Below are 16,692 nucleotides of genomic sequence, written 5' to 3' on the forward strand. Positions count from 1 at the left end.
TGCTGGAACACCTCCATGGTGTTCAGTTCATCCCAGTGCTCGGCGAACAGGCCACCCTCCACCCGCCAGATGTCGATCGATCGATGGTGAGGATGCGCTCCACGGCATCCGTCGTTCGGGATGAAATGCACTGTTGAGGCCAGCCGCCCGCCTCTGACGAGCAGCCCAGCCACGGTCGGGCCGTCGCCGGCCAGGCGCCCACGCCACCGGTCGCGCCGCAGATGAGGACGGTCTCCCCGGGGCCGGGGGCGATGGCGTCCACCGCGTTGAGCGCGGCGGTGCCGGCGAGGCCGAGTGCACCGGCCCGGACGTGGTCGAGGCCCTCCGGCGTCTTGGCCAGGCCGTAGTGGGCGGCCACGACCACGTACTCGGCGAAACCGCCCTGACCGAGCGTCGGTCGCATGACCACGCCGAACACGGGATCGTCCACGCGCAGACCGGTAACCCCGGTGCCGATGGCGGCGACCACGCCGGCGAAGTCCTTGCCGAGCACCACCGGGAACTCGTACGTGTACACGCCGGCGAGGTGACCGCCGAGCACGCCGAGGTCGAAGCCGTTGACGGACGACGACCGTACCCGGACCAGAACCTCTTCCGGTCCAGGCTCGGGCACCGGCAGTTCGGTGAGCGTGGGGGTCGCGCCGAAGTCGGTGAACGCCATTGCACGCATGTCTGCTACTCCTTCTCGGTAGTGGTGGTGTGCTCGGCGGCATCCGGGGCGGCCTGCCGCCAGGAGGCTCGCAGGGCGGCGAGGGTGACGGTGAGTTCGGCGTCGTCGCGGGGGGCGTAGAGCATCACGATCGTGTCGGGCCATTCGGGGCGCCGGCTGATCGGGTGGGGCTCGGCCCAGCCGGCTCGTACCAGCGGTGCGATCATTGGCCGCGGCAGGGTGAGGTGCAGGAAACCCGTTCGGTGCACGTGCCCGAACTCGTCGCGGCTGGGATGCAGGAACGCCTCCCACGGCCCGCTCGGATCGCGCAGGCGCAGCGCCAGGGACGAGGGTTCAGACACCGGGCTGGGTCCGGTGAACACCCCGGGCAGGGCCTGTGCCCGCGCGACAAGCGCGGCCCGGATCTCCGGCGGGGAGAACTGGTCGAGTTGATCGTGGGGTATCTCCAGCCCCGTGGTCGCCGGCCGGGTTCCCGGCCGCGCGGGTGGAGCGGGCAGCACCCGACCTGCCAGCTGCGCGACGTCCTCGACCGAGTCGGCGACAAATGGAGCGTGCTGGTCATGGGCCTGCTGGGCACAGGACCGAAGCGCTACTCCGAACTCCACCGCGCAATCGACGGCATCTCCCAACGGATGCTCACCCTGACCCTGCGCAGCCTGGAGCGCGACGGACTGGTGGAGCGCACGGTCACACCGACTTCACCGCCCAGGGTGGACTACAGCCTCACCCCGATCGGCCAGACGCTCTCCACCCAGGTCAGCACCCTCATCCAGTGGGCCGAAGACCACCGCGAGTACATCGCGACGTCCCGACTCCACTACGACCTGACCGACCGACCAACCACCGCACCGTCAGAGTCCTGAACGAGGCAGCGTCTGTGGCGATCTGCTGCCCCTGGAGGGGCAGTAGGCTTCCACGCTCCACAGCCGGCGGCGATGCCGGGCCGGCGAGCTGGGTTTTCTAGGCCGCAGGCGCTCGAAAACCAGTGGACCGGCGGTGTTGCGGGTCGATACCGTGCTGCTGCCGAGCCACGTCTAGCCTAGGACGCTCCGTTGTACATCCTGTGAGACCTTCCGAGCGCTGATTCATCGCGCGGCGCGCATGTGCGCCGCGTGCCTTCCTGCTGCGGACTTCTCACTGAAACCGGTGTACTCCTGTGCTCAAGAACTGGGCCGTCGTGCCCACCTGCCTGCCGCTCGTCCTCTGCCGTTGCCGCTCGTGCGCGTCCGAGCACTTCCGGGCACGCACCAAATTTCACGTCAACGCGAACCACAAGCTCCTCGACGCCTGGCTCCTCGCGCTCTGCACCGCCTGCGGGGACCCCGCGAAGCTCACGGTCCTGGAGCGGATGAATGCGCGGCTCCACGCGACCCGAGGTGCTGGACCAGATGCACGACAACGATGCCAGCCTGGCAGCCGAGCTCCAGGGTCCGGCCGGGCGATGCCACAATCGCATCACCCTCGACTGGGACAACGCCTGACGCCTCGACACCGGCGGATCGGATCGCTTTGAGCGGCACGGACTTGATGTTCATGGCGGGCGAACCGATGAAGCCGGCGACGAAAACGTTGGTGGGCCAATTGGAGCAGCCCGGCGGCTTCCTTGACACGCCGCTGTGTCGCCCGGTCCGATGGACCGGGCGACACCTTCGTTTGTCAGGCGGGTGCGCTACGCGACGTCGATGTAGTCGACGTTGGGTAGGCCGCTCGCCGTTGTTGGGTTGAGCTGGATGGTGTTGGTGCCGGCGTTGAGGGGGACGGTGAGGGTCTTGGTGACCCAGGTGTTCCAGGCGCCGGTGGCTTCGAAGGAGACGCTGGACACGGTTGCGCCGTTGACGATGAGGTTCGCTGGCCGTGCGGCGCCGCCGCTGGCGCCGTTGGCGAACCGGACACCGATCGTCGCCGTGCCCGCGGCGGTCCTGTTGACGGCATCCGCCTGCCGACGAGCCTCATCCTCCGCGACACGGCGGCACCCCCACCAGCCGCCTGATCAGCGGGATTCGGCTGCCGAGGGAAGTTAGCGATTCCTGTGATGCCGGCGCCGCCGACCACACCGATTGCCACCGTATCGTGGCTCACGATGGGGAGGGCCTGGTTCGCGGCGGGGATCGCACTCGCCGTTGTCGGAACGGCACTGACGGTCGTCGTGCTCGGTCGCGGCGGCGGCTTGAGCGTGCTGCACGTCGTGCTCACCCCGGTCGTGGGGTGGTCGTTTGGCCTCGCCGGCCTGGTCGCGTGCCTGCGTCCCCGCTGGCGGGCCGTGGGTGTGCTCATGGTGGCGGTCGGCCTGGCCTGGTTCGTCCACCTGTTGGACTGGACGCACGTGCCGGTGTTGGAGGCGGCCGCCGCGCCGCTGCGCAACGCGTACGCGGCCGTGTTCGCGCATCTGCTGCTCGCCTTTCCCACCGGTCGGCTCGGCACGAAGGGGACGCGTGTGCTGGCCGCGGCCGGCTACGTCGACGCCGTCGGCCTGCATCTCGTGGCGACCACCACCGGAGCCACGATCTGGGTTGACGTGGAGGCCGCCGTGGGAGTCGCGCTGGCCGCCACCGTGATGGCGGTGCTCGCACGGCGTACCCGCGAAGCGAGAAGGCCCGCGACGGTCGTCTGGTGCGCCGCGCTGGTGGCGTGCGCCGCGCTGGTCGGAAACCTCGCCAGCGGCTGGCTGGCGCCCGACCTCACGCTGGCACTGTGGGTGGTGTTCTCGGCCGCGTTCGCGGCCGTGCCGTTCGGTTTCCTGGCCAGCGATCAGTTGGACGGCCTCGCCGCGCGGCTCAGAGCCGCCGAGCGGCGCCGCATCGAGCGGAACCTGCACGACGGCGCGCAGCAGCGCCTGGTGTCCGTCGCGTTCGCGCTGGGTGTGGCGCAGTCGCAGCTGTCCGGCAACCCGGCGGCGGCGGGCGCCGCGTTGGCCGAGGCCCGGTCGGGGCTGGCCGCCGCGCTGGACGAGCTGCGCCGCCTGTGCCAGGGCATCCACCCCGGCGTGCTCGTCGAGCGCGGTCTCCGCGCGGGCGTCGCGGAGCTGGCATGGGCTTCACCGGTACCGGTCGAGGTCGAATGGCAAGCGTGCGACCGGAGGCTGCCGGAGGCGGTCGAGCTGACCGGGTACTACGTCGTCGCGGAGGCCCTCGCGAACGTGGCGAAGCACGCGCACGCCACCGCCGCGCGCGTCCGGTTGGCACAGCGGCGGGGCCGGGTGATGATCGAGATCATGGACGACGGCGTCGGGGGCGCGGACCTCGCGGGCAGCGGCCTGCGCGGGCTCACCGAGCGGGTCGAGGCCGCGGGTGGCTTTTTGACGGTACGCGGTGGGCCGGCCGGCGGCACGACGGTGCGCGCGGAGCTGCCGTGCGGGTGATCGTGGCCGACGACGCCGCCCTGCTGCGCGAAGGGTTACGGCGGCTGCTTGTGGAGGCCGGCGTCGATGTGGTGGGCACGGCCGGCGACGAGCCGAGCCTGCTTGCCCTGGTCGAGGCGGCGCGACCCGACGTGGCCATCGTCGACATCCGGATGCCGCCGTCGTACACCGACGAGGGCCTGCGCGCCGCGCGACGGATCCGCACCGAGCACCCCGGCACCGGCGTGCTGGTGCTGTCCCAGCACGTGCGGGTGACGTACGCCCTCGACCTGTTCTCCGACGGGTCGCGCGGGCTCGGGTACCTGCTGAAAGACCGGGTGGCCGACGTGGCGGAGCTGACCGCGGCCCTCGACCAGGTGGCGCGCGGCGGCACGGTGACCGATCCGGAGGTCGTCGCCTTGCTCGTCGGTCGCGCCGAGCGGCGGCCCGGGGCGCTCGACGGCCTCACCGGGCGCGAGCGCGACGTGCTCGGGCTGATGGCGCAGGGCCGATCCAACCAGGCCATCGGCCAGCGACTCGCGATCAGCGAACGCACCGTCGAGAAACACATCGCCAACCTCTTCGACAAGATCGGGCTGCCGGCGACCCCGGACGGCCACCGGCGGGTGCTCGCCGTGCTCGCCTTCCTCGGACTGCGTGCTGGCACGTAGCGGCGGAGCCGGGCTGCCACGCTTCACCACCGGAACCGTCCCGGCGAGGCTGTGCCGATGAAGCTGACACGACGGCGGCGGGTCGTAGTCTGGGTGGCGGGCGTACTGGTCGCGGTGCTGGCGGCGGCCACCGGCGCGCTCGCGTACGCGTACCCGTCCGTCGCCGCGACGACCTGCCCCCGCTGCTACGGCCTCGTCCCGCTGCGCGACGGGCTGTACGCCGAACGGGGCCTGTCCGAGGCCCGCCGGCAGGAGATCGTTGCGCTGTACACCGAGGCGAACGCCCGGGTCGCCGCCTTCTACGGCGCCCGCGCCAGCTCGCCCACGATACTGGCCTGCGACACCACCGAGTGCTACTCCCGGATCGGCGGCGGCGGGGAACGCGGCGTCGCCGTGCTGAACCGCGCGGTCATGCTGTCGCCGCGCGGCCTCGACGCGGTGATCGCGGCGCACGAGATGTCGCACGTCGAGCTGCACCAGCGCCTCGACGCCGGACACGTGCCCCAGTGGTTCGACGAGGGCCTGGCGGTGCTTGTCTCCGGCGACGAGCGGTACCTGCTGCCGGACACCGGCGGGGACCGGTGCCGGCTCACCTCACAGGAGGCACTGCCGGAGACGCTCGACGAGTGGTTGCGCGCCGCGAGCAGTGACGAGCAGGTGTACGCCAAGGCGGCGTGCCGGGTCAGCCGGTACGTCGACGCGAGCGGCGGCCCTCAGGCGATCCTCACCCTGATCGACTCCCTCAACCACGACGCCCCTTTCCCGGCGATCACCCCGTAGCCCCGAGCAGGCCCAGTTCCACTGCCCGCGATCTGGTTGTGTGGCCGCGGAGGGTGAGGCCGCGGGAGCAGCGGTCTCGCGCACGACGGGCGTCGCGGTAGCTCAAGGCCTCAGGCCGGCGGGAGGAACGTCCAGCCGAAGCGGTCCGAGAGGTTGGAGACCGGATCCGGTCCGGCGGGGGTTAGGTCGGCGATGAGGTCTGCCAGGTCGCCCCGATACCGGCGCACCAGGCCAGGCCCGCTCAGCTCTCCACCGGAGAGGTCGGCCAGCGCCACCGCCGCGACCAGCGCCACCGCTGCCGAGAGCTGGGTCCGGTACGCCGTCACGGTGGTCCAGACGTCGCCGTCGCCGTGAGCGTCGAAGGTCACCTCGGCGGCGCCCTCGGCTTCGTCGAAGCTCACCCGCAGCGTGAAGTCTTCCGCGTCGCCGTCGATCCGTACGCCGTCCGGCGCGGTGCCGAGCACCGCGCCGAGCAGCTTCGTCGTTGCGTGAGCGAGCTGGCCCGGCGAGACCGCCGAGCCAGACTCGATCGTCCACTCAATAGCCATGTGTTAGAAGTGCACCCAACCGTCAGAAGCGCGTACCGAGATCTTGACGATAGTGCCCAGCTCGAGGATCTCGGCGGCCCGCAGGCACGTTTCCACCTCGGCCTTGGCCATACCGGGCGCCTTGATGAACAGGACAACGTCGCTGATCTCGGCCTTCTTGGCCGACTTGTTGGCGTTGGTCATCGCGTTCGCCAGTGCCCGGATGTTGTTCACCGAGCCGGGCTGGACGGTCTTCAGGCTGGTCGGCTTGCCGTTCCAGTGTCCGTCGATGCCGGGGGTGTTGCCGTCGATCTGGCCCTCGAAGTGCCCGCCCAACTCGTCGACGATCTCATTGGCCTGGTCGAACTCGTGGTCGGCCAGCCCGTTCCGGTTGACCGTGCCGCAGCCCTTGTCGGCGCTGGCGGCGAAGGTTCGCGCGAGACCGACCTTGCAGGCAGGGTTCTTCTTGAGTTTGTCGATGACCTTGCGGAGCCGGTCCAGGGTCTTCTTCCCCGCGGCCGACGCCTCCAGGAAGCCGGTGATGCCGTTGCCGACCCGGACGATGGCTTTGGTGACTGCCGGCAGCTTGCCGACCACCACGAGCAGCGACGCGACGTTCACCAGGGTCCACAGGCACGCCTCGATGTCGGCCTTGGTGAAGCACTTCTTCAGGTCGTTGTAGCCGGCGACCTCGAGCAGGACCTCGACGCCGTTCTCCTCGATCCACTGCATGACCGTCTTGCTGGCGTCGGCCAGAGCCCTGCGGTACTCGTCCACACAGGACTGTCCACAGTGCTTCCGGAGCAGCTCCTCCTCTTCGGCTGTCAGGGCGGTGCCACCGCCGCCCGGCGCGTCGGAGCCGGCCTGGAGGGCGTTGGCGCGCCGCTGCTGCTCCAGCCGGCGGGCCTCCTCCTCGGCTCTGGTGGCAGCCTGGTCCGCCTCGTCCGCGTGCCCGCGGGCGTCGGCGGCGTCCTTCTCGGCCGCGGTGGCCTCCTGGTCTGCCCGGGATGCGAGGGACCGCGCCGTGGCGGCGTCCCTCTCGGCGGCGTCGGCCGCGGCGCGAGCCGCCGCGGCGTCCTTCTCCGCCTCGGTGGCCGCCGCGTCGGCCGCCGCCGCCTCGGATGCCGCCGTGTTGGCCGCCACGTTGGCGCGGGACGCGTCGGAGACCGCCCGCTGGGCGTACCCGTCGGCGCTGGCCGAGGCCCGCCGCGCCGCCGCCGCGTCGGTCGCCGCCGAGGCCGTGGACACCCGCGCCTGCCGTACCGACTCCATGGCCTTCGCGGCGTCCTCCGCCGCGGCCGCGGCGGCCTGCGCCGCCGCCTTGGCGTCCGCGTTGGCCTGGGCCGCCAGCTCCTTCGCCGCCGCAGCCGCCTTCGCGGCCTCGGCGGCCCGGATCTTCGCCGCCTCCGCCTGCTGCTGAGCCAGCGTCATTGCTTTCTGACCCACGAGTACGGCCATGCCGGCCGACGCGTCGGTGTCGCGGTACGGCGTGCCCAGCGAGATGGCTTCCTTGCCCGCCTTGACCGCAGCCACGGCCGCCGCGGTCGCCGCCGTGGCAGCCTGCGCGGCCGCCCACGCCTCCGCGGCGGTACGCGCGCTGCTCGCGTTCGCGATGTCGGCCTGCTTGCGGGCCTCGACCGCGTTGACAGCGGCCGTGATGGCGGCCGTCTGCGCCTTCTTGGCCTCCACCTCGGCGGCCTTGACGTCCTCCGCCGCCGCGAGTGCCGCGTCGATCGCGTCCGCGGCCGCGTGGCGCGCCGTGGCGGCCTGGGAGCGGGCGGTGTTGGCGTCCGACTGAGCCCCGTTCGCCGCGGCCCGCGACCGGGTGGCCGCACCGTCCGCCTCGATGGCGGCGGTACGCGCCGCGACAGCCGCGGACGTCGCCTGGTTGGCGTTGTTCCGCGCGGAGGTGGCGGCGCTGGTGGCCTCGTTCGCGTCGGCCCGGGCGGCGTTGGCGGCCGCTCGCGCCTCCTGCGCGTCCGCGGTGCCCTCGGCAGCGGCGGCGGCAGCCTCCAATGCCCGCGCCCGCGCCAGCAACGCGTCCCGGCGCTCCTCCGCCTTCACCGCGCCGTCCCGCGCGACGCGGGCGCGTTTTTCGGCCTCGTCGGCGTCGGCGGCCCGGTCGCCCGCGATTTCCTCGTTCTGCCGGGCACCGGACAGCGCCGACGAGGCCCGCGACTGGTCCTGCTGTGCGCGCGACTCGGCCGCGTTCGCCTTGGCACGCTCGGCGTCGGCCCGATCCCGGGCGGCCGCGGCGACGTCGCGCTCGTTCTCGGCGACCTCCCGCTTCTGCGCGGCACCGTCGGCGGCCACCTTGGCGGCCGCCTCGGCCTGCTCGGCCTTGACCCGGTCGTTCTTGGCCCGGGTGGCCATCTCGGCGGCGTGCGCCGCCCGGGCGGCCGCTGCCTGCGCGGCGGCCTTCGCCTGCGCGGCGGCCTCCTCGGCCGCGGCCCGGCGGAACTCCGCCTGCTGCGCGGCCTGCTGGGTCGCGGCGAGCGCCTGCAGCGCCTTGCCGTCGGCGCCCGCGGCCTTGGCCGCGTTCAAGGTGGTTTCGATGGCCTTCGCCGCCGCCTGCGCGGCCGCCGCGGACGCCTTCGTCACCTGTGCCGACTGCCGCGTGTACGCCAGACCGCGGTACAGCGGCGTGCCGTTGCTGGTCGCGATGGTGGTGGCCTGCTGCAGCGCTGTATTGACCTTGGTGACCTGGCTGGCCGCCGAGGTGGACGCGTTCTTGGCGATGGTCAGCTGGGCGTTGATCCGGTTTTTCGCGGTGGTCAGGTCGTTGTTGGCCTTGGTGAACTCGGCCGCCTTGGGGTAGCCCGTGGTGTCCTTGGGCTGCGCCAGCCAGTACTTCTGCCACTTCAGCAGCTGGCCCGCCACCCACGCCTGACCCTGCGCCTCGATCATGGCTTCGGACGCCGCGCGGACGTCCTTCATCGCCTGGATCTCGGCGGCGACGATGGTGCTGCGCGGGGCGGCGTGCGCCGCGAGTTCGGCGTTCCACTCCCGCTGGGCGGTCGCCGTCACGTCGGCCAGCACGCCGGTCGAGCCATCGGGGTCAGCGGTGTCGCAGTCCGACCAGTTGATTTTGATGGACTCGACCTCGGTGCGGAACTCCAGCGAGTCCGGCGCGGGCGCCTCGGTCGGGAATCCGCCGAAGCGCAGCAGCCGCTCGATCCGGTTCGCCGACCAGGTCTTGACCTGCCAGTCCGCCGGCGCACCGGGTACGCCGTCGGCGCGCATCTCCGCCGCGACGGCCAGCGCCCGGTTCAGCGCGGCCTGGCTGGGCTTGGGCGGCACGGGCGGCACGAGGTAGTCATGCCAGGTCTGGTCGTTGCGCTGCAGCAGGAACTTGTGGACATCATCGCCGTAGGCGGGCGCCGTGTGGAAGCCGACGCTGTCCGTCCCGAAGTACGTGTACGGGTCGAGCACCGCCTCCCACGCCTGGTACCTGACCGTCTGGTTCTGGTGCAGCGCGATGTAGGCGGACTGATCCTCGTCGGCCGCCTCGTCGAGCTGGTGCGGCACCAGGCCCTCGGTCTGGTAGACGACGCGGCGGTCCTGGTCGATGCCGGCGAGCGCGGCACTCGCGATCGCCTTCACCTTCGGCCCGCCCGCGTGCAGCCAGTGCCCGATATCGCACCGGTCTTCTCGCGCGATGGACGGCGTCACTACGAGATCGGCGAGCGCCTCGTCGGCCACAACAGCGGACCAGGCGTGGATCTCGTCGAAGTTGCCGGCGAGGGCCTCGGCAGCCTTGCCGGCCACGAGCCCGCGACCGGCCTGCAGCCCTCCGGTCGCTGCCCACGTGGTGGTGTGCGCGGCTGTCGCCACCTTCGCGCCGTTGACGTACAGGCGGAGCTGACCCGCGGCGGCGTCGTAGACACCCGCCACGTGCGTCCATCGCCCGGCCACGGCCGCCGGGCCGGTCGCCGTGTCCCACGCCGGGGCGTCGACATCGGACCGCGACATCGCGAAGGCCCACTGCCCGCTGGCGTTGGTCTTCAGCGTGTACGCGGAGCCGCGGGCGCCGTTCTGAGCTAGCACGGTCTGCGCGCGCTTCGGGTCGTCCATCCTGACCCAGGTCGCAACCGTGAACGACTGGTTCGTGGAAAGCACCACCGGCGTCGTCAACACGTCATCGACGCCGTCGACGCGCAGGGACTTCTGTGTCACATTGAGCTTTGGCCACGGCGAGCCGGTGGCGAACGATGCTCCATTTTGGAGGGCTCCGTCACCCCCGCCGGGCGCCGCGTTCTTGGCCGTGGTGCCCTCGTCATCCCCGAACGTGAAGCGAGCCCTCTCGGTGCTGGCTTGCTCCGTTCGCAGGCTGAGCTGCGCCGCGGCCGCGTAAGCCGCCGATGCGGGGGATGGTTCGACAAAGGTTGCCGAGAGAGTCAAAGCTGTGCCGAGGGCGATCAGCCGCACGGCGCCTGGTAGGCCGCGAGGCGATCTGCCCACACGGCTGGGACGGGCTTTTTGCATCGTCTTGCCTATCCGTTCGATGTGGACACAGATGGAATGTGAGGCAGACTCACAAGCCGGATAAGGCAAGCGCGTCCACGGCTGGGAGTCAATGGTGATGATCGTCATGCGGGCGCGGTGCAACGATCCACGCCGGCGAAGTCGTCAAACCTCAATCGGGTGCTGCCGAGCCGCAGCAGGTCTTCCAGCGGATCGCCGGAGCTGAAGGCGCGGCCGCCAACCTGGTCCGCTGTCGGCGCTGATCCATCTTGGATGCGGCGTATCGTCCGGCCTGGCTGCGGGCGAGGCCGGTCGCCGCTTTCATGGGCAGTTCACAGCACGGCGTCGATCAGTTGGTACGCCACGTACAGGGCGGCGGCGAGCGTGCTGACGCCAAAGATGACGCGCAGCATCACGCGACGTGGGGAGTTGCGCGGCGTGGTCGTCAGGTAGTCCGCGATCGCCGAGTATCCCTGTATGCCACCCTCGAACGTCAGCGGGTTGGAGTATTTGTCCTCGGGCGGCGGCGACGGAGGGGTCACGTCGTGTTCGGTGCCGGTCGGGTGCACGCGCGGCGGCAGCCGGCGGTAGCGCTCGCGGTCCGGGTCGTCGCCCACTCCGCCATGGTCGCAGTCGCCGTCCACACGGCGCGTCCGATCCGGTGTTGGACCACGGGCTCGGGCGCATCCGCCGTACAGATCTTCCATGTCGTCGTCGGTGGACCATACCTGCTCCCCAAGAGCCGGCGAAGATCTCGTAGTCCGCCGACCGCGGGTCCTGTCCCTGCGTGGTCAATTTTATGGTCCCGCGCGGCAGTGGACGGGCTGCGCCGTTCACGGGTTTTTGATCAGCTATCTTGCCCGGGTGGGTATCCAGGTGTTGGAGGGCGCGCTCGTCGAGGTGGCGACGGTCGATGTCACGGGCATGGACCGCCGTGCCTTCGGGGAGTTCGTAGGGCCGCGTGGTGAGCTGGCCTCGTACGCGTTTGGCTGGACCACTGGCTCTGACCCGCACGTCGCCCGGTTGTCTGTCGGGATCGGTGCCGGCAATCCGGGCGGTGGGACGTTCCACGCCGTTATCTTCGCGAACGACGACGGCCATGCGTTCTCGCTCACCGACGAGCCGTTTGAGCGGGTCCCGCAGGGCGGTCCCCATTTGGTCGCGGACCAGGCGCGGGCACACGAGGACCTGCCGTTCGTCTGGTGGGTCACCGATTACGTCATGCAGCACGATCGACGAGCCTGGTGGATGCGGCATTGGCTGCTTGGCACGACATGCATCCAAACCCTCGAGGTCTTCGAACGCCGCGAACCTGTCTTGATGGTCAGTCACGACGCGGACGATGGAATCTGGCAGCTGATCGGCGCCTCCAACGCCGACGGCAGTACCGGCAAGATCGGACACCTTCACCACGCCGTCGACGAGGATCCCAGCCTGATCGACGTTCTTGACCTGCCGCCCGGGCAGGCCGCGGTGCGCGCCGGCGTTGGAGAACCCTGGACCGGCCGCTTCTAGAGATCTTTGGGGTCAGGGTCCGTCGCCGTCCGGGTGGTGCTGGTGGAACGGACACTGTTGCTCCTGGAGGGGCAGTAGGCTTCCACGATCCATGCTGCGGGCTGGCGGCGGGTTGTGGAAACGCGGTGGGTGAGGCCGCGGGAGCGACGGTATGGCGCACGACGGTTGCCGCGGTAGCTCAAGGCCCGATCCTGAACCTGGCCCCAGAGTGCTCTAGGTCTCTGGTCTGGGTTCGGGTGGGACGAGGTAGGTGTGGCCGAGGGCGGTGTGCCATTGGAAGAGGCCGGGTGTGATTTGGTGGTATTTCCAGTGGCCGTGGTGTTTGAGTCCGTGGTCGTGGCGGCACAGCGTGCCGAGGTTTTCTTCGATGGTGGGTCCGCCGTGTGCCCAGTCGTGGATGTGGTCGATGTCGGCTTGGTGGGCGGGTACGCGGCAGCCGGGTGCTCGGCAGGTGCGGTCGCGGGCGGTGATGTGGTCGGCTAGGTCGGTGGTTGGTCTGCGGCGGGTGACGCCGGTGTAGAGGGTGTTGCCGTCGTGGACGGTGAATCGCCATCGGCTGCGTTGTTGTTGGGCGGCGACTTGTCGTGCGATGTCGGCGATGACCGGTCCCCACCCAGCCAACTCGCCGGGTAGCTCGGTGAGTCCGATGAGCGTGGACAGCGGCACGGTCAGCTCCACGCCGCCGCGCGCCGGCCCGGCGGTGCCGCTGGCTGGGCCGGCGGTCCCAGGCGCGGTGTCCCGGCAGGCCGTTGCGTCCGGCTCGGGCCGGCTGGCGGCCGCGGCCGCGCCGGGCGCATGGGCGGCGGTGGCTGTGCCGGGCCGCTCGGTCGTGCCGTGTGCCTGGCCGGTGTCGGCCCGCTGGGCCGTGCCGCGTGTGTGGCCGGTGCCGGGCTGCCGGTTCGTGCCGTCGGCCTGGCCGGCGCCGGCCTGCTCGGCCGTGCCGCGTGCGTGGCCGACGCCGGGTCGCGCGTTCGTGCCGTCGGCCTGGCCGGGGTCGAAGGGCGCGGCCATCGTCGGGGTCTTCGCCGCGTTGGAAGGTGCGGTGGACAGCGCGGTGGCGGTGTTGAGGCCTTCGAGCAGGTCCAGGAACGTGTCCGCGCGTAGTTGGTCCAGGGTGCGTTCGTCGCCGCCGCGGCGGGCGGCGCGGGCGATCGCGTCGATCCGTGCCGAGGCTGCCGCGGCGCGTTCGGTGGGCAGGTTGGTGCCGCCCAGGAACGCGGTGCCCTCCGGCAATAGCCTGTGGTCCAGACGCCGGTCCACGACGCTCTTGTCGCGGCGTTTGCGGGCGGCGTCGGGGTCGATGGTGATGACCAGGCGCTGCAACCGCACCCGCAACTGCCCCGTCGTCAGACCGTCAGCGACCGGCAACAACCGCGCCGCCGCTTCCCGCGCCACATCTTCCGGCAGCACGGACAGCACGTCGCAGAACACCCGAGCCCGCGGAATGTCGATGTGCCCGGCCCGCAGCGCGGCGTAGACGTCGGGGAGGCGTTCGACGACATCCACAGCGAGGGTGAGTTGCTCGCCAGCGGCGCGGCGGGTCCAGCACAACGCGACCCGCACCTCATCATCCGGATACCGGCTCAACCCCTTCAACCGCTCGACCGGGCTGTTGAAAACACCGGGCGGGCAGTGCGCGACTTCCACAATGTCGGCCAACAGTTCGGCCTGGTCGTGGGCGACCTGACGGGCGCGGGCTTGCATGACGGTGACCATGTCGTGGCCGTTGACGCGGGAGCGGTCGATGCCCGCGAGGATGGCTGACAGCCCTGGACCGGGCGGCATCTGCGCCAGGTCTTCAGGGATGACCAGCCTCTCGATCATACGTTTGATTCTATCGAAACCCACCGACATTCGTTGCCCCGCCGGCGACCCGGCCGGGGTCAGGATGGCCGTCTGTCCACAATGGTGATCGCGGCGCACGACCTGCCCTCGTCGGGGTTGGTCGTGCGACGACGGCGGGCGAGGCCGCGGGAGCAACGGCATGGAGCGCGGCGGACGTCGCGGTAGCTCACATTTCTCTTTGCTTGGATCTGGATGGCTTTCGCGGTCTGGGTCCGTCCGTCCACATAGGTGGCCGGCTGGCTGGATCGGCGGCCATGCGGTGCTGGCGATGCCGGGCCGGTGAACTGGTTGTGTGGCCGCGGAGGGTGAGTCTGCGGGAGCAACGGGCATGGACCGCGATGGGCGTCGCGGTAGCTCAAAGCCCCACCCTGAACTTGATCCCGGAGGCCTCTCTAATCCGCAGACGGCCTACACACTGGAAGCCTTCGCCGTCCCGCCGGGCACAGACCTGCGACGCAGGTTTCCCATGGCGGCGCCTTCACTGTGGACTTCGATTGGGCAGCCGACTGCTCATACCGCTGACCTCATGTCGGAGGGGGTGCGCGCTGCCGTGTCACGGTGCATGATGTGGCCGGTCGCGGTGAACGTTTCGTTACCGACGAGCGGTCCGGTCCGGGTCTCTGTGATGGCGAAGCCCTCGCTCAAGTAGAGCGCCAGGGCGGCCGGATTGCCGTCGAGCACCGTGACCTCCACTCGGGGCCCGGCAGCAGCGAGTGCGTGCCGTAACAGAGTTCGGCCCACACCCAGGCGGTAGCGCTGAGGGTCTACGTACAGCCAGGTGACTTCGTCATCGTCGAGCGCGACGAACCCGGCCACGGTGCCGTCGGCCTCGGCAACCCACAAGTGCCCGTCGAACAACCCCTCGACCTCGGCGGTCTGCGCGAGCGTCAAGAACGCCTCGAGGCCGGCAGAATCGCGGAGTTCGTCGAGGCGAGCGGCGTCGTGGATCCGCGCGATCGCGTCCCAGTCATCGTCGGAATAGGGGCGCACCGCGATCTCGACGTCTGGCATGTGCACGATCCTGGCGGCCGGTTCCGAACCCGCGCAAACCAATTTGTGCCTGCGTGGTCGCGTCGTTTACGATGCGGCGCCGACGCGCCTAGTCAGACGGACCAGAACGGTGCCGGCAACAAACATCGCCCCGAGCACGCCGTAGACGATCGCCAGGTCCGCAACGGTTCCGGTCACACCACTTGTGGCAATGCCAATGCCGGTGCCGATCATGCCGAGTAGGCCAAGGATCCTCAATCCCCAACCAACCGCACCGATGAGCTGACGCATGGTCCGAATGGTAGGGCAACCGTCAAGTGCTGACAGCCACGGTCGATGGCGACCCAGCGGCGATCCGCGCGACCTTCGAGCGGGTCGAAAGGCTGTGGGTCGCGGTGTGCGAAGGGGAGCGCTGTGAGCACGGTTCTCGGCCAAACCGCTCCTCTGCCACACTGCCGGACGTGACAGACACCTTCCTCGGGCAGCTCACGCCCACCACGGTCGTCCGGAACGGGAAAGTACACGCAGCGGGCCGGCGGCTGGCAGACGTGATCGTCTACGACTGGGGGTTCGAGTACGAAGGCCGGCACTGGGAGCAGCGCAGCTTCGTGTTACTCGACGACGGGTTCCAGATCAATCAGCCGGTGATCTTCCCGCCGGAGCGACAAGGCTGGTGGTACTGCGACCTGGTGAAGGTGGTTGACGACGGAAGCGTCGTGACGGTCGACGATCTATGGATCGACGTGATCGTGGGCCCGCCGGACCATCCTTACCGGCTGCTGGACCTGCACGAGTACGCGGAAGCCATGGAGAGTGGCGCGCTGAGTGCGGCTGACGCCGTCGACGGTCTCGTACGGACGCAGCGATTCTTGGACCGGCGCCTGAACCGACGGTACGACCAGGCCGAGCGGACGTGGCTCGACTTTCCGTCCGCCGAGGTCGAACAGCTCATGAACGTCCGCTTCCCCCGCGAATGGTCGATCATCGACGGCTGAGCGCGACAGTCCAGACACGCCAACGACAAGCGACCTTGGCAGCGGCCAACGTCGCAAGCGGCAAGGCAGCACGCGATCCCAGGACGATGGTGGTCACGGCGCCCTTGTGCCCCGGCCCACCGGTATGCTCCCGGGACACCGCAACCCCACGCCCTTCCAGGACGTCGAGCAGCTCGTCGGCCTGCGCGAGCCAAATGGGATCGGTCTCGTCAAAGCGATTGGAACGCGCCTGCACCCGCAGCGAAGTACCCATCCACCGTCCTCGAATCTCGGCTCAGCCTCGCGACCAACCGAGTGCCCCTAATGTCCCCGCCGTGTTCCGATGGCTTGTGAGAGGACGCGGTGGACGTAGTCGGTGTCGGCGGGGATGTTGTCGATGAGGATCGCGGTGCACAGGCCGTCGGAGGCGGCGACGAGTGCGTCGATGGCTTGGGGGTTGTCGGTGAGGGTGGCGGCGAGTTCGGCGACGTTTTCGCGCCAGTGCCGGGCGACGGGCGCGAGGGCGGGTCTGCGGGCGGCGAGGGTGGACAGTTCGCGCTCGGCGAGGGCGCGGTCGCGTCCGGGGCCGCCGGATTCGACGATGAGTTCGGCCAGGCCGCGCAGATTGTCGTCCGGGCCGTCGATGATGGCGCGGATGCGCTTGGTGTAGGTGTCGGCGACGCTGGAGAGTGCGGCGACGAGGAGGGCGTCGAGGGTGGCGAAGTAGTAGGTGCTCAGGCTGGCGGTGATGCCGGCCTGTTTGGCGACGGTGCGGTGGGTGACTCCGGCCGCACCGTCACGGGTGACCACGGCCAGGGTGGCGTCGATGATCTCGGCGCGGCGCTTGTTGCCTCTGGCTTGTCGCCCGTCGGTGGTGTGTTCTTCGCTGTCGCTCATGCTCCCTCCTGTGGTTACAGGT

17 protein-coding genes and 2 pseudogenes are annotated in these 16,692 nt (G+C 70.3%); 8 read left to right on the forward strand and 11 right to left on the reverse strand.

Annotation, left to right across the window (positions count from 1 at the left end):
- Positions 1–22: 22 nt before the first annotated feature.
- Together QMG73_RS32820 and QMG73_RS32825 are read right to left on the reverse strand one after the other, a co-directional pair.
- A complete protein-coding gene (locus tag QMG73_RS32820) occupies positions 23–670 on the reverse strand; it encodes an alcohol dehydrogenase catalytic domain-containing protein (RefSeq protein ID WP_281902211.1) in 648 nt (215 codons plus the stop codon).
- A 5-nt stretch (positions 671–675) separates the two neighbouring features.
- Entirely contained in the window at positions 676–1,275 is a 600-nt protein-coding gene (locus tag QMG73_RS32825; RefSeq protein WP_281902212.1) for a luciferase domain-containing protein, read from the reverse strand.
- Between QMG73_RS32825 and QMG73_RS32830 the strand changes: the two genes are divergently transcribed.
- From QMG73_RS32830 to QMG73_RS32840, 3 genes and pseudogenes are all read left to right on the forward strand, one after another.
- A complete protein-coding gene (locus tag QMG73_RS32830; protein WP_309299553.1) occupies positions 1,231–1,533 on the forward strand; it encodes a winged helix-turn-helix transcriptional regulator in 303 nt (100 codons plus the stop codon). The genes QMG73_RS32825 and QMG73_RS32830 overlap by 45 nt on opposite strands.
- 314 nt (positions 1,534–1,847) lie before the next feature.
- A pseudogene (locus QMG73_RS32835) lies at positions 1,848–1,982 on the forward strand (DUF1062 domain-containing protein); the annotation flags it as partial.
- A gap of 40 nt (positions 1,983–2,022) precedes the next feature.
- On the forward strand, positions 2,023–2,151 hold the full coding sequence (locus tag QMG73_RS32840; RefSeq protein ID WP_281902279.1) for a hypothetical protein: 129 nt from the start codon (positions 2,023–2,025) through the stop codon (positions 2,149–2,151).
- Between the two features lie 188 nt (positions 2,152–2,339).
- Here QMG73_RS32840 and QMG73_RS32845 read toward each other — a convergent pair.
- Positions 2,340–2,588 (reverse strand): annotated as a pseudogene (locus QMG73_RS32845) (carbohydrate-binding protein); the annotation flags it as partial.
- A gap of 162 nt (positions 2,589–2,750) precedes the next feature.
- On the opposite strand from QMG73_RS32845, the gene QMG73_RS32850 reads away from it, so the two are divergent.
- The 3 genes from QMG73_RS32850 to QMG73_RS32860 are packed head-to-tail and all read left to right on the forward strand — an operon-like array spanning position 2,751 to position 5,458.
- Entirely contained in the window at positions 2,751–4,028 is a 1,278-nt protein-coding gene (locus QMG73_RS32850; RefSeq protein ID WP_281902214.1) for a sensor histidine kinase, read from the forward strand.
- A complete protein-coding gene (locus tag QMG73_RS32855; RefSeq protein WP_281902216.1) occupies positions 4,019–4,678 on the forward strand; it encodes a response regulator in 660 nt (219 codons plus the stop codon). Before QMG73_RS32850 ends, QMG73_RS32855 begins: the two co-directional genes overlap by 10 nt.
- Before the next feature lie 57 nt (positions 4,679–4,735).
- Positions 4,736–5,458, forward strand: a complete 723-nt coding sequence (locus QMG73_RS32860) for a hypothetical protein (protein WP_281902218.1) — start codon at positions 4,736–4,738, stop codon at positions 5,456–5,458.
- A 110-nt stretch (positions 5,459–5,568) separates the two neighbouring features.
- On the opposite strand, the gene QMG73_RS32865 is transcribed toward QMG73_RS32860, so the two are convergent.
- The 3 genes from QMG73_RS32865 to QMG73_RS32875 form a co-directional block, all read right to left on the reverse strand.
- Positions 5,569–6,006, reverse strand: coding sequence for a hypothetical protein (locus QMG73_RS32865; RefSeq protein WP_281902220.1), 438 nt, complete (start codon positions 6,004–6,006; stop codon positions 5,569–5,571).
- 3 nt (positions 6,007–6,009) lie between these two features.
- Positions 6,010–10,161, reverse strand: coding sequence for a LamG domain-containing protein (locus QMG73_RS32870; RefSeq protein WP_281902222.1), 4,152 nt, complete (start codon positions 10,159–10,161; stop codon positions 6,010–6,012).
- A 620-nt stretch (positions 10,162–10,781) separates the two neighbouring features.
- Positions 10,782–11,066, reverse strand: coding sequence for a hypothetical protein (locus QMG73_RS32875; protein ID WP_281902224.1), 285 nt, complete (start codon positions 11,064–11,066; stop codon positions 10,782–10,784).
- A gap of 247 nt (positions 11,067–11,313) precedes the next feature.
- Here QMG73_RS32875 and QMG73_RS32880 point away from each other — a divergent pair, with 247 nt between their 5' ends.
- On the forward strand, positions 11,314–11,964 hold the full coding sequence (locus QMG73_RS32880) for a hypothetical protein (RefSeq protein WP_281902226.1): 651 nt from the start codon (positions 11,314–11,316) through the stop codon (positions 11,962–11,964).
- A gap of 213 nt (positions 11,965–12,177) precedes the next feature.
- On the opposite strand, the gene QMG73_RS32885 is transcribed toward QMG73_RS32880, so the two are convergent.
- The 3 genes from QMG73_RS32885 to QMG73_RS32895 form a co-directional block, all read right to left on the reverse strand.
- A complete protein-coding gene (locus tag QMG73_RS32885; protein ID WP_281902228.1) occupies positions 12,178–13,788 on the reverse strand; it encodes an HNH endonuclease signature motif containing protein in 1,611 nt (536 codons plus the stop codon).
- A 531-nt stretch (positions 13,789–14,319) separates the two neighbouring features.
- Positions 14,320–14,820, reverse strand: a complete 501-nt coding sequence (locus QMG73_RS32890) for a GNAT family N-acetyltransferase (RefSeq protein ID WP_281902229.1) — start codon at positions 14,818–14,820, stop codon at positions 14,320–14,322.
- 66 nt (positions 14,821–14,886) lie between these two features.
- Positions 14,887–15,090, reverse strand: coding sequence for a hypothetical protein (locus QMG73_RS32895; protein ID WP_281902231.1), 204 nt, complete (start codon positions 15,088–15,090; stop codon positions 14,887–14,889).
- A 170-nt stretch (positions 15,091–15,260) separates the two neighbouring features.
- On the opposite strand from QMG73_RS32895, the gene QMG73_RS32900 reads away from it, so the two are divergent.
- Entirely contained in the window at positions 15,261–15,794 is a 534-nt protein-coding gene (locus tag QMG73_RS32900) for a DUF402 domain-containing protein (RefSeq protein WP_281902233.1), read from the forward strand.
- Here QMG73_RS32900 and QMG73_RS32905 read toward each other — a convergent pair.
- Both QMG73_RS32905 and QMG73_RS32910 read right to left on the reverse strand, forming a co-directional pair.
- Complete coding sequence (locus QMG73_RS32905) at positions 15,781–16,047, reverse strand: hypothetical protein (protein ID WP_281902235.1); 267 nt, start codon at positions 16,045–16,047, stop codon at positions 15,781–15,783. The genes QMG73_RS32900 and QMG73_RS32905 overlap by 14 nt on opposite strands.
- Before the next feature lie 47 nt (positions 16,048–16,094).
- Positions 16,095–16,670: a TetR/AcrR family transcriptional regulator gene (locus QMG73_RS32910; protein WP_281902238.1), complete on the reverse strand. Its 576-nt coding sequence runs from the start codon at positions 16,668–16,670 to the stop codon at positions 16,095–16,097.
- Positions 16,671–16,692: the final 22 nt, after the last annotated feature.

It is taken from the genome of Phytohabitans aurantiacus, from assembly GCF_027923225.1.
Classification (GTDB): Bacteria; Actinomycetota; Actinomycetes; order Mycobacteriales; family Micromonosporaceae; genus Phytohabitans; species Phytohabitans aurantiacus.

Excerpts from the sequence above, each read along its gene's own strand:
- QMG73_RS32820 (WP_281902211.1), bottom strand. The coding sequence starts at position 670 with ATGCGTGCAATGGCGTTCACCGACTTCGGCGCGACCCCCACGCTCACC.
- QMG73_RS32830 (WP_309299553.1), top strand. The coding sequence starts at position 1,231 with ATGGGCCTGCTGGGCACAGGACCGAAGCGCTACTCCGAACTCCACCGC.
- QMG73_RS32840 (WP_281902279.1), top strand. The coding sequence starts at position 2,023 with ATGCGCGGCTCCACGCGACCCGAGGTGCTGGACCAGATGCACGACAAC.
- QMG73_RS32850 (WP_281902214.1), top strand. The coding sequence starts at position 2,751 with ATGGGGAGGGCCTGGTTCGCGGCGGGGATCGCACTCGCCGTTGTCGGA.
- QMG73_RS32860 (WP_281902218.1), top strand. The coding sequence starts at position 4,736 with ATGAAGCTGACACGACGGCGGCGGGTCGTAGTCTGGGTGGCGGGCGTA.
- QMG73_RS32865 (WP_281902220.1), bottom strand. The coding sequence starts at position 6,006 with ATGGCTATTGAGTGGACGATCGAGTCTGGCTCGGCGGTCTCGCCGGGC.
- QMG73_RS32885 (WP_281902228.1), bottom strand. The coding sequence starts at position 13,788 with ATGATCGAGAGGCTGGTCATCCCTGAAGACCTGGCGCAGATGCCGCCC.
- QMG73_RS32890 (WP_281902229.1), bottom strand. The coding sequence starts at position 14,820 with ATGCCAGACGTCGAGATCGCGGTGCGCCCCTATTCCGACGATGACTGG.
- QMG73_RS32895 (WP_281902231.1), bottom strand. The coding sequence starts at position 15,090 with ATGCGTCAGCTCATCGGTGCGGTTGGTTGGGGATTGAGGATCCTTGGC.
- QMG73_RS32905 (WP_281902235.1), bottom strand. The coding sequence starts at position 16,047 with ATGGGTACTTCGCTGCGGGTGCAGGCGCGTTCCAATCGCTTTGACGAG.
- QMG73_RS32910 (WP_281902238.1), bottom strand. The coding sequence starts at position 16,670 with ATGAGCGACAGCGAAGAACACACCACCGACGGGCGACAAGCCAGAGGC.